This window comes from Pseudoalteromonas sp. DL2-H2.2 (assembly GCF_021532535.1).
Classification (GTDB): Bacteria; Pseudomonadota; Gammaproteobacteria; order Enterobacterales; family Alteromonadaceae; genus Pseudoalteromonas; species Pseudoalteromonas rubra_A.
In genome coordinates, this window is record NZ_JAKGBD010000011.1 from 57,884 (window position 1) to 69,773 (window position 11,890).

The following is an 11,890-nucleotide window of genomic DNA, read 5'->3' on the forward strand; positions in this document are numbered from 1 at the left end:
ACGGCGCAGCCATTGCTGACGCACTTAAAACGGCCATGCAACAGCGTATTTTGATCCTCGACGGTGCTATGGGCACCATGATCCAAAAACACAAATTTGAGGAAGAGGACTATCGGGGCGAGCGTTTTAAAGATTGGCATGTCCTTATCAAAGGTAATAATGACCTGTTAAGCCTGACGCAGCCAGAAGTGATCCGTCAGATCCACCGTGAATATCTTGAAGCCGGTGCGGACATTATTGAAACCAATACCTTTAACGCCACCACCATCTCGATGGAAGATTATGATATGGCGAGCCTGAGCCGCGAGATTAACGTCGAGTCGGCCCGTCTGGCACGAGCTGTGTGTGATGAGTTTACCGCCAAAGAACCCAGTAAACCGCGTTATGTGGCAGGTGTTTTGGGGCCAACTTCAAAAACCTGTTCGATTTCACCGGATGTCAACGATCCGGGTTATCGCAATGTCTCGTTTGATCAGCTGGTGGCGGCCTATATTGAGTCGACCGAAGCCCTGATTGAAGGCGGCGCACACCTGATTTTGATTGAAACCATCTTTGATACGCTGAATGCCAAAGCGGCAGCCTATGGAGTGGAAGAAGCCTTTGAGCGCACCGGCATAACCCTGCCTGTGATGATCTCCGGCACCATTACCGATGCCTCAGGCCGAACACTATCAGGCCAGACAACCGAAGCCTTTTACAACTCTATCCGTCATATCAAACCGATTTCTATCGGACTGAACTGCGCACTGGGACCGGATCTGTTGCGTGCCTATGTTGAAGAATTATCGCGGGTGTGCGAAACCTACACATCGGTGCACCCGAATGCGGGCCTGCCGAACGAGTTTGGCGAGTACGACCTGGAAGCCCCTGAAATGGCAAAAGAAATTATTGACTGGGGTAAAGAAGGTTTTATTAACATTGTGGGCGGTTGCTGTGGTACAACACCCGACCATATTCGCGCTTTTGTAAAAGGGCTGGAGCAGGTGACACCGCGCACTTTGCCTGAGCTTGAAGTAAGAATGCGCCTGGCGGGCCTTGAAGCCTGTAATCTGAATTAGGAAGTACTGATATGACGCAATCTACAGCCATTTTTACCAACGTTGGTGAAAGAACCAATGTTACCGGCTCGGCGCGTTTTAAGCGTTTGATCCTGGAAGAAGATTACGAAACCGCACTGGATGTGGCGCGCAGCCAGGTCGAAAACGGCGCCCAGGTGATCGACATCAATATGGATGAAGCGATGCTGGACTCTAAGGCCGCCATGGTTAAGTTCCTGAACCTGATTGCCTCAGAGCCGGATATTTCCCGTGTGCCAATCATGGTTGACTCTTCCAAATGGGAAGTGATTGAAGCCGGGCTGAAGTGTATTCAGGGTAAGGCCATTGTTAACTCCATCTCGCTGAAAGAGGGTCGTGAGCCGTTTGAGCGTCAGGCGAAGATCATTAAGCGCTTTGGTGCGGCTGTGGTAGTGATGGCGTTCGACGAAACGGGCCAGGCAGAAACCGCCGACCGCAAGTTTGAGATCTGTGAACGTTCTTATCGCATTCTGGTGGATGAACTAGGTTTTCCGCCTGAAGACATTATTTTTGACCCCAATATCTTTGCTGTGGCAACGGGGATTGAAGAGCACGACAACTATGCCGTCGAGTTTATTGAAGGTACGCGACGCATCAAGCAAAACCTGCCGCACTGTAAAGTGTCGGGCGGGGTGTCGAATGTGTCTTTCTCGTTCCGCGGTAACAACCCGGTGCGTGAAGCCATTCACTCGGTGTTTTTATATCACGCCATTCAGGCCGGTATGGACATGGGCATTGTCAACGCGGGCCAGCTGACGGTTTACGATGATATTCCCGATGAACTGCGCAAGGCCGTAGAGGATGTGGTCCTCAACACTGACCCCGGTGCCGGTGAGCGTCTGGTAGAGATAGCGCCAAATTACTCGGGAATGGCACAGGCTGAGAAAGCGGAAGATCAGGAGTGGCGTAGCTGGCCTGTGGCCAAGCGCCTGGAGCATGCGCTGGTTAAAGGCATTACCGAATTTATTGAAGAAGACACCGAAGCCTGTCGTCAGCAGTTTGATAAACCCATTGAAGTGATCGAAGGCCCACTGATGGATGGCATGAATGTGGTCGGCGACTTATTTGGTGCCGGTAAAATGTTCCTGCCTCAGGTGGTTAAATCTGCACGCGTGATGAAACGGGCGGTGGCCTATCTGGACCCGTACATTGAGGCAGAAAAACAGGCTGGTCAGAGCAATGGTAAAATCATCATGGCGACAGTAAAGGGTGATGTACACGATATAGGTAAGAACATTGTGGGTGTGGTACTGCAATGTAATAACTACGAAGTCGTGGATTTGGGCGTAATGGTGCCGGCAGAGAAAATTCTGCAAACGGCCATAGATGAAAATGCCGATGCCATTGGGTTATCGGGTTTGATCACGCCGTCGCTGGACGAAATGGTCCATGTCGCCAAAGAGATGACTCGCCGTGGGTTTGAGATCCCATTGCTGATCGGTGGCGCAACCACCTCTAAAGCCCATACTGCGGTGAAGATTGAACCGCAATACGACAAGGGCGTGGTGTATGTGAACAATGCCAGCCGCGCAGTTGGGGTGGTTTCCAGTTTATTGAGTGCCACACAAAAGCCGGGCTTTTTAGAAAAAACCGCCAGTGAATACGTTAAGGTGCGTGATCAGCAGGCGCGTAAAAAGCCCCGCTCAAAGCCTGTCACTTTGGCCCGCGCGCGCGACAATGCGGTTAAGCTCGACTGGGACAATTACACGCCGCCGGTGCCCAAAAAGCTGGGTATCACCGAATTTAAAGACGTCAGTATTGCCACCTTGCGCGAGTATATCGACTGGACACCCTTTTTCATGACCTGGACGCTGGCGGGCAAATACCCGCGTATTCTGGAAGATGAGGTGGTCGGTGAGGAAGCGAAAAAACTCTTTGCCGACGCCAATGCCATGCTCGACGAGCTGAGCGCTAAAGGCAGTTTACAACCGCTGGGCGTAATTGGCCTGTTCCCGGCCAACCGGGTGGGTGATGACATTGAAATCTATCGCGATGAAAGCCGTGAAGAAGTGCTGCTGAAGTCTTGTCAGCTGCGCCAGCAAACCGAAAAAACCGATTTTCCGAACTATTGTCTGGCCGATTATATCGCGCCAAAAGGCACACCGGATTATTTTGGGGCGTTTGCCGTTACGGGTGGCCTGGAAGAGGATGATTTAGCCGAGGTGTTTGAGCAGCAGCAGGATGATTACAACAAAATCATGGTGAAAGCTGTGGCAGATCGTCTGGCCGAGGCCTTTGCAGAATACCTGCATGAGCAGGTGCGTAAGCAATACTGGGGCTTTGCTGAGGATGAAAAGCTCAGTAATGAGGAGCTTATTCGCGAGAACTATCAGGGGATCCGTCCGGCACCGGGTTATCCTGCCTGTCCTGAGCATACCGAGAAAGACAAAATCTGGCAGTTGCTGGATGTAGAAAACCGCATTGGTATGAAGCTGACCAGCTCATATGCCATGTGGCCGGGCGCGGCGGTATCTGGCTGGTACTTCTCCCATCCGGACTCCAAATACTTTGCCGTGGCAGCCATTCAGCAGGATCAGGTTGAAGACTACGCCAAACGCAGCAATATGACGCTGGCAGAAGCCGAGCGCTGGCTTTCTCCCAACCTAGGGTATGAGCCCCAGTCATAATAAAGTGTATGCAGGGTGTCAAAGTGGCACCCTTTCTTTTTTTAGGCAAAAAGTTCTCAAGTTTTGCTTGCATTAATCAACTTTTTCGATATTATTGCTCTCTTGCTTTAAATAACCTCTGATTTAAAGCGTCATAGAAGTAATGCCCTCTTGCCTTGATCCAGTAAGCCCGCATTAAAAATTACAAGTAGAGCTTATTATAGTCAGGCGATATACCACTGCAGTTACCCCAGCAGGGGACGTTGTGAATGCAGAAATTAAGATCGCCAGTACCATTCCCTTTGAAGCACGCGTCGGTTTGCAGACTCAAGAGTGTCGAAAAATTGATCGCCGGTTTTTTCAGGTTTGGTATCAAACTGTCATAAAGCTCGTTTATTGTCTAAAGCGATAGCCGCCAGGCTGCGCATTATAAAAGTGAGTTTTATTATGTCTTATACATACAACGGAACAGAGATCCGTGTTGAGCAACCGATTCGCTCAATTTCGGTGAACAAATCAAAAGTCGTTTTTGCTGATGGCACAGGCCGCAAACAAACGCAATTTTCAAGTGGCAGCGAAGCCCGCCACTTTCTGAACTGGCTGACGCGTGCTTGCTAAGTAAAGCAAGCCCTTCAACTCAGACACAGCGCCGAGGTAACTGACAAGTTACGTCGGCGTTTTGCTTTTTTACGTTGCACTTATTGCTGTTCTAATGTACTTTCCCGTAGTTTTCATGGGGACATTTCGCCATGAAAACGTCAATAATGTGAAAACGAAAGCATAACGATTAGGAAGCCAATAATGGACTCGACTTCTACCTCTGCTGCTGCCGAAGCAGCCAGCCAACCAACACCATCCCAACTGCAATTTACCGGTAACGGCAAAGAGTACTTTGGTATATGGATTGTCAATATTTTACTGACGCTGATAACACTGGGTATTTACTCAGCGTGGGCGACGGTACGGACTAAACAATACTTTTACGGCCATACCCTGTTAGACGGGCACAGGTTTGACTATCTCGCAACACCAATTCAGATACTCAAAGGTCGCTTGCTCGCCGTAGGCTTGTTTGTGATCTACAGTGTGGTGTCGAGTTACTTTCCGCTTGTGGGCGCAATGATGGCATTTGCACTGGTATTGCTGGTGCCCTGGATGATCAATCAGGGGCTTAAATTCAGCATGCGCATGACCCGTTACCGCAATATTCGCTTTGCTTTTAAGGGCAATTTGGGCGAGGCGATGGTGAACTTTGTGGTGCTGCCATTTGTCAGTATTTTTACCTTGTATCTTTTGATGCCCTGGGTGCTCAAGCGCATTGATGCCTATATTCACAGTAATATTCGTTACGGCGATAAGCCAGTACAAGTGCAGTTAGAGGGCAAAGAATACTATGCCGCCGCATTGCTGGTGATGTTACTGGGCATCCTGGTGATGATGTTGCTGGGTCTGGCATTCAGCCTGGTAGGTGGTATCAACATGAACCCAGGTGAACTGGGCCCGGTCAACTTTGGCATGTTCCTGATTGTGCCTCTGTACTTGTTTGTGATTTCTGCATTGCAAGGTATCTACCAGGCGCTGATCCGCAATCACATCCTCAACAATGCACAGATTGAAGATGTAGCGGAGTTTAAATCGGACCTGAAGCCACAGCGCTATGCGCTGATTTTGGCAACCAATGCCGCTGCGATTGTGCTGACAGCCGGGCTGGCTTTTCCCTGGGCTAAGGTTCGTAAACTCAGAGCATTGGCAGAAGCAACTCAGGTTGTTGTGTTGCCTGGGGCAGATCAGGTGCTTGATACGGCGCAGCAGGCAGACTCTTCCTTCGCTGAAGAAGCCGCCAATGTGTTTGACGTTGATATCTCGTTGACCTGATGATCCCAGGATACTTTTACCAGCCAAACAGTAGCCGGGTGCAAGAGGCGGTTGCCCGGCTCAGCGGCAACCAGGTTGCCATCTATGCGGGCGATGAATGCTTGCGTGAAACGATGCAGGATACACTCAGTGTGTCGGCGCATTTGCCGGGGCAGGCCAGTGAGCTGACTTTCACAGACGGGGCGCGTTTTGTGCCGCTGGATGTGACACATCGTTGGTCGTTTCAGTCGGGCAAAAGCTCGCTACTGGCGAGTCTTGAATCCAATCTGGTTCTCATTGTGTGTGCCTTGGTCGCGACACCTGTATTGCTCTATGCCTTGCTGTTTAAGCTTGTACCAGAGATTGCAGTAACCGCAGTAGAGGCAATGCCAGATGCGGTGGTGGAGCAAATGGGCCAGCAGTCCATGGTGCTGATTGAGCGTACCGCGCTGTCACCCAGTGAACTGTCCGCCGAGCAGCAACAAGCCGTTCGGGATTTGTGGCAAGATACACTGGCGCAGCTTGATTTATCTGCCGACAAATATCGTATTGATGTGTATCGCTCAGATCATTTTGGCGCCAATGCCTTTGCGCTGCCCCACGGTCAGGTGGTGGTCACCGACGAGCTGGCACTGATTCTGGCCGAACATCCTGATGCGCTCAGAGCCATTTTATTGCATGAAATCGGTCATGTAGAGCGTATGCACAGCGTGCGCCTGGCGTCCCAGGCTGCAGTTGCCAGTATTGCCATTGCCATGCTGATCGGTGATATGGATATTGTTGCTGAAGTGGTGTTGGGTTCCGGCAGTGCGCTGATGGACCTACAGTTCTCGCAGAATATGGAGTGGGAAGCCGATAACTATGCTTTGGCGCAACTTGCACGTCTTGGATATAGCGGCGAAGACTTTGCCCAGGCACTGGAGTCATTGGTGTCGCTTGATGAAGACGAGGAACACAGCTGGTTAAAGTATCTCTCTACCCATCCCAGCCTGCAAGAGCGTATTGAACATGCCAGAACCTATACGCCATCTCCCTGATATCTGGTTTGATAGCGGATCAGTATAAGGGGTTCCACTGCGGCTGACTCGCTTCAAAAAGCGACTTTTCGAACATCTTACTCTGAAGGCCTGAATAAGGCCTTTTTCATTTCAGAATCACTTCAAATCAGACTTCCACGCCTGTATGTACCATTTCTTATTCTGCTAAGTCTTTATTATTGTTTCGAAAATCGAGATTAGCACCTTGTTTTTACCGCCTTAGGCTGATGTGTTGTTATTTTAAGGTTAACTTTTGTTCGCTCCTTCCTGTATACTAACGGATGCTGTGACTTACCTGTGTGCTGGGGAGGCAAATGAAGTTTTTGGTGTTGTTATTGCTCGTTGTGTCGCAATGTGCCAAAGCCCACAACCCTTTGATTGTTGATATCATCAGTAGCGAGAACTTTTCTGAGCGTTATCAGGCCTTTTTGCAAGGTCGATCAGTCCTTGATGTGACCGACTTTCGGCCCACCACCCAGGGCTCCCATATCGAAATCATTGAAATGGTGTTGTTACAACAAGCGCTATTCCTTGGCGGGGAAACCCGGGAAGTGGTGTTTAATCCCAAGCCTTCCGTGAATATTCTTGAATTTACCGACATGATAGCCGGAGAAAGCCTGATTTTGGCGCGTACCGTCTGGCATGAAGATGTGATTAATTATCGTGGCTCAGTGCATGTCAGCGATCCTGTGGTTAAATTTGGTGAGTATGAAGCCGGTATCTATGTCGCTAAACGCAACCAGGCGCTGCATCAGACCACTCAAGACGGGCTGGAGCAACTAACGCTGGTGGCTAACCCGCGCTGGCGGGTAGACTGGCATGCGCTGACAAACAGCAAAATGAACCTGGTCAGCTTTATTGGTCCGTGGGAAAGCATGCTGAATATGGTCGAAACCGACATTGTGGATGGCATGCTGGTGAATTTCAGTGTCAGTGAATCCTTGCAGCTGGCGTTTGAAGGGCGTGACTATGTGCCCATCGAGGGCGTGAAAATGGTATTGCCCGACTCTCGCCACTTTATTGTTAGTAAGCGCCATCCAGAAGGCGCGCAAATATTTGCTGCACTGAATCGTGGCCTCAAAGAGCTCAGGCGTCGGGGCGTGATCCGTAAAGCGCTCACAGAATCCGGGTTTATTAATAGCAAGGTGCGGGATTGGACAGTCATTAATCGGGCGATGTTGCCGCAGGAGCCCAAACCATGATGCGAATGACTATGCTGGCGAGCTGGCTGCTCTGTATGGCGTTGAGTGCACCTGTCACAGCAACTGAGCTTGCCTCGCCCAGTGCGCTTGAAAAGTCGCTGGCCGAACTAAACGAAGCACTGAAAAGCGACTTTGACTTGTCATTGTTACCCGAATTAAGAGCGCTGCACCGCGATGCTAAGGCAATTGATGCACTGGAGATCGTTGCTCAGACTTTGTTGCTTGAAGGACAAGTTCGCCAGCAATATGGGGATTATCAGCAAAGCCTGGTATTGCATAACGATGCGCTGCAGCTGGCCATACAGCGAAAAGACCTGGCACTGATGGCACAAAGCCGACTGGCGATTGCCAGACTGGAGATGGACCTTGAGCGTTACAACTATGCCCAGCGCTCACTCGATGATGTACACCAGTTGATAGTGCAATTGACCAATCACCCCCAGAAAGCGCCTTACGTAACTCAGCGATTGCTACTACAGCACAGGCTATGGCAAGGGTACTTGTATGTTTTGCTGGGCAGTTATCATCAGGCGGTTGCGACGCTGCGAACCGATGGGCTGGTTGTTACCGGCACCCCTGAGTTGCACGATACACTCCTGCTGGCGCGGGCCTGGGCATTGCTCAAGCTTGGCCGTTATCAGCAGGCGCAGCCTATTTTGAATCAGGTTGCACAAAGCAACATGCTGGTTCGTAATCAAAGAATGCGGCTGCGCTTTAAGCTGTTGCAGTCTATGGTCTGGTTGCAGTCGGGCGACTTCCAGCAAACCCTGGATACGGCCATGCCGGCATTAATGGAAACCTTTGCCACCCGGTTTTTAGATGAGCAGGCCGAGTTGCAATTTGTTATGTCTAACGCCTTTGTACAGATGGGGGATTACCAGCAAGCGCATTTATACCTGAAACGCTATACCCTGACAAAAGATGCCCTTAACTTTCAGAAGCGTAATAATAAGTTACTGCAACTCGAGTCACAGTACGCATTGGCAACACAAAAACAGCAGCTGAGCTTGCTGGAAAAAGACAATGCCCTGCAGGCGCAAGAGATCTTTCGTCACCAACAAATTCTTGAAAACACCCGCCTGGCGCAGCAACGCGGCGCACTGCTACTGGTTTTGGCTGTGGCATTATTGGGCTTTTTATACTGGCGATGGCAAAACAAGCGCTATCTCTCTTTGCTCGAAGAGGAGGTAAAGCAAAGAACAGCAGAGCTGGACGAGCGAAATCGCCAATTGCAGGCCCTCAGTTACTCCGACAGCCTGACCGGTTTGCATAACCGCCATTACTTTTTCAGCGAGGCCGATAAACTGCTGGCGCACAGTCACAGCGCATCGCAGAGCACAATTTTTTGTTTGATAGACATCGATCACTTTAAACAGATCAATGACAGCTATGGTCATGCCGTTGGCGATCAGGTGCTGCAACAGTTTGCGCAACTGGTCAGACTGCAACTTCGTGAGCAGGATGTTCTGATCCGCTGGGGAGGGGAAGAGTTTTTGCTGGTCATGCCGGGCACCGATGTATCGCAAGCCCAGCCACTGATCGAGCGGATCCGCCATGTGGTTATGCAGGCATTGTTTGGTTCTGATGCTCAGCGTCTTATGTGTACTTGCTCACTTGGGTTTGCGCCTTACCCGCTGCGCCTGAGCAATGGTCAGCCGCTGGACTGGGAGCAAGTGCTGGAACTTGCGGATAACTGTCTGTATCAGGCCAAACACGGCGGGCGTGATGCCTGGGTCGGCCTGAATCCGCCGGCGCAGCCTCTGGCGATGAGTTTTGAACAACTCCAACAAAATATGGAAGCATTTACCGTCAGCAGCACTCAGCTTGCGGGTTAGTGGTGGCATTTAAATACTTTTCTAATGATAAAGTATTTAAATAATTAGGCTGTTCAGTTTAAAACACGCCGGCTTGGTCTATGCTGATTAGATTAAGGAAATGTGGAAGGTTTGCACGTGAGACTGAACTTGCCCGACAATGCGAGAATACTGATCGTCGATGATGACCCCAGTAGCATACTGATCATCAAAAAAGCTGTGAGTGACTTAGGCGAAGTGTTCTCAACTTCTGAAGCCAGCTATGCTTTGATGCTGATCAAAGAGATTCAACCTCATGTGATTTTGCTTGATATCGACATGGGTGAATACAATGGTGTGGATATTTGCCGCACACTGAAAAGTGACCCTCAAACAGCCCACTACACAATTGTTTTTATTACTGCAAGTCGTGACCCCAATACAGAATTCAAATCTCTGACTGAAGGCGGTGCTGACTATATTTCGAAACCGATAGACCTGAAAACCTGTCGTATGCGGGTTTATAACCAGCTGGCGATCGTGGCTTATCAGGATGCACTGGAAAGTACCACAGAGTCATTATTGCGAGAGAAAGAGCTCTTTCAGGTGACGCTCAACTCGATAGGTGATGCCGTTATCGCCACAGATAAAGCAGGCTACGTAAGTTATATGAACCCGGTGGCGGAACGCTTGACCGGTATTGCGGCCAGTTATGCCCTGGGCTCACCGATTGAAGCTGTGATGGACTTACGTGACGCCACCACGCAGAGCGAATCAATCAATCCTGCCAGAAGAGCACTTACCGAAAAGCGCAACGTGGCAATGGCCTTAAACTGTCAATTACACAGCAAAGATGGTCAGATATATCGGGTCGAAGATACTGCTTCACCTATTCGTGGTGAAGACGGGACGGTATTAGGGTCGGTGATGGTGTTTCATGATGTGAGCGAGTCGGTTGCGATGGCAGTGCAAATGAACTTCTTAACCAACAATGACCAGCTGACTGGCCTGCCAAATCGGGTACTTCTTCACGACAGACTCCAACATGCAATAGCCAGCGCCCGGATATCGAATATGCACGTAGCTGTCTTATTGATAGATATAGATCACTTTAAGTATATCAATGATGCGCTGGGCCATCATCTGGGCGATGAACTGATTAAGAAGGTAGCGAAACGACTGGAGTCGGTGATTGACCCCAATGCGTCGCTGGCACGGGTGGGGGGAGATGAGTTCGTTTTACTTTTGGAAGAGGTTCGTTCTGCGAGTTATGTTTCGGTTGTTGCAAACAACCTGATTGCCAGTTTTAAAGAACCATTTCTGCTTGAACAAAAAGAGTATCAGGTTTCAGTCAGCATTGGCGTGAGTATGTCATTGATGGATGCCCACGAAGAAGAAGTGCTGATGCGCCATGCTGATGTCGCTATGTATCGGGCCAAAAACCAGGGTCGAAATACGGTATGTTTTTTCTCTCAGGAGCTTGAAGCCGAATTAATGAAACGCCATGAGCTGGAGTTGCTGTTGCGTGAAACGCTGGATGCAGACGCGTTAACAGTGTTTTTTCAGCCTCAGATTGCCATTGACTCCGGTCGTGTGTGTGGTTTTGAAGCCCTTGTGCGGCTCAAAGAAAAATCAGGCGCACTGGTTGCGCCCCAGGAGTTTATTTCGCTGGCCGAAGAGCTGGGTCTGATAGACGAATTGGGCGAACAGGTTTTACATAAAAGTTGTGCATTTGGACGTCGCTTGCTGGACCAGGGGGTGACGCTTAAAGTCAGTGTTAATGTGTCGTCTCAACAACTGAAGCATGCTCTGTTTGTTGATCAGGTTGCAAGGTGTCTGGAGAAACACAAGTTACCGAGCCGGCAGTTAGAGCTGGAAGTGACAGAAAGTGCACTGGTTGAGAGTTTTGAACAAGTGCAATGCAAACTTGCTGAGCTGGCTGGCATGGGGGTAACTATTGCCATTGATGATTTTGGAACGGGTTATTCCAGTTTATCCTATCTAAAAGTTTTCCCTCTGGATGTACTTAAAATCGACAAATCGTTCATACAAGATATGGGAACAGGCGAGCACCACTTTGGCATTGTACAGACAATAGTATTATTAGCGCGCTCCCTTGGCCTTAAGCTGGTGGCAGAGGGCGTAGAGACAGACTCCCAGGTGAGTGAGCTTAAATTGCTGAAGTGTGACGTGGCACAGGGCTATTTTTATGCCAGACCTATGGATAGCCAGAGTGCATTTAAGTATGCACTGGCGCATTCCATCGGCAAAGACCAAGCTTAGGGAGGAGTGTGTATTTGGGCGGTCTATCTGTGCGTGAAA

Annotated in this window: 8 protein-coding genes; all 8 read left to right on the top strand. The window is 49.8% G+C overall.

Annotated elements, in window-relative coordinates:
- Window positions 1-35: 35 nt before the first annotated feature.
- The 8 genes from L1285_RS17535 to L1285_RS17570 all read left to right on the top strand — a co-directional run bounded on the left by L1285_RS17535 (window position 36) and on the right by L1285_RS17570 (window position 11,851).
- The gene (locus L1285_RS17535) at window positions 36-1,058 is read left to right on the top strand and encodes a homocysteine S-methyltransferase family protein (protein WP_235413546.1); all 1,023 of its coding nucleotides are present in this window, start codon (window positions 36-38) and stop codon (window positions 1,056-1,058) included.
- A gap of 11 nt (window positions 1,059-1,069) precedes the next feature.
- On the top strand, window positions 1,070-3,703 hold the full coding sequence (metH, locus tag L1285_RS17540) for a methionine synthase (RefSeq protein WP_235413460.1): 2,634 nt from the start codon (window positions 1,070-1,072) through the stop codon (window positions 3,701-3,703).
- 426 nt (window positions 3,704-4,129) lie between these two features.
- Entirely contained in the window at window positions 4,130-4,300 is a 171-nt protein-coding gene (locus L1285_RS17545; protein WP_164488164.1) for a hypothetical protein, read from the top strand.
- Between the two features lie 183 nt (window positions 4,301-4,483).
- Window positions 4,484-5,557: a YjgN family protein gene (locus tag L1285_RS17550; RefSeq protein WP_235413461.1), complete on the top strand. Its 1,074-nt coding sequence runs from the start codon at window positions 4,484-4,486 to the stop codon at window positions 5,555-5,557.
- Window positions 5,557-6,573: a M48 family metallopeptidase gene (locus L1285_RS17555; protein ID WP_235413463.1), complete on the top strand. Its 1,017-nt coding sequence runs from the start codon at window positions 5,557-5,559 to the stop codon at window positions 6,571-6,573. Before L1285_RS17550 ends, L1285_RS17555 begins: the two co-directional genes overlap by 1 nt.
- A 314-nt stretch (window positions 6,574-6,887) precedes the next feature.
- Window positions 6,888-7,775, top strand: coding sequence for a hypothetical protein (locus tag L1285_RS17560; RefSeq protein WP_235413465.1), 888 nt, complete (start codon window positions 6,888-6,890; stop codon window positions 7,773-7,775).
- Complete coding sequence (locus tag L1285_RS17565) at window positions 7,772-9,610, top strand: GGDEF domain-containing protein (protein WP_235413467.1); 1,839 nt, start codon at window positions 7,772-7,774, stop codon at window positions 9,608-9,610. The genes L1285_RS17560 and L1285_RS17565 overlap by 4 nt, the downstream gene beginning before the upstream one ends.
- Window positions 9,611-9,727: 117 nt before the next feature.
- On the top strand, window positions 9,728-11,851 hold the full coding sequence (locus L1285_RS17570; RefSeq protein WP_235413469.1) for a two-component system response regulator: 2,124 nt from the start codon (window positions 9,728-9,730) through the stop codon (window positions 11,849-11,851).
- The last annotated feature ends 39 nt before the right edge of the window (window positions 11,852-11,890 follow it).

Excerpts from the sequence above, each read along its gene's own strand:
- L1285_RS17560 (WP_235413465.1), top strand. The coding sequence starts at position 6,888 with ATGAAGTTTTTGGTGTTGTTATTGCTCGTTGTGTCGCAATGTGCCAAA.
- L1285_RS17555 (WP_235413463.1), top strand. The coding sequence starts at position 5,557 with ATGATCCCAGGATACTTTTACCAGCCAAACAGTAGCCGGGTGCAAGAG.
- metH (WP_235413460.1), top strand. The coding sequence starts at position 1,070 with ATGACGCAATCTACAGCCATTTTTACCAACGTTGGTGAAAGAACCAAT.
- L1285_RS17545 (WP_164488164.1), top strand. The coding sequence starts at position 4,130 with ATGTCTTATACATACAACGGAACAGAGATCCGTGTTGAGCAACCGATT.
- L1285_RS17565 (WP_235413467.1), top strand. The coding sequence starts at position 7,772 with ATGATGCGAATGACTATGCTGGCGAGCTGGCTGCTCTGTATGGCGTTG.
- L1285_RS17550 (WP_235413461.1), top strand. The coding sequence starts at position 4,484 with ATGGACTCGACTTCTACCTCTGCTGCTGCCGAAGCAGCCAGCCAACCA.
- L1285_RS17535 (WP_235413546.1), top strand. The coding sequence starts at position 36 with ATGCAACAGCGTATTTTGATCCTCGACGGTGCTATGGGCACCATGATC.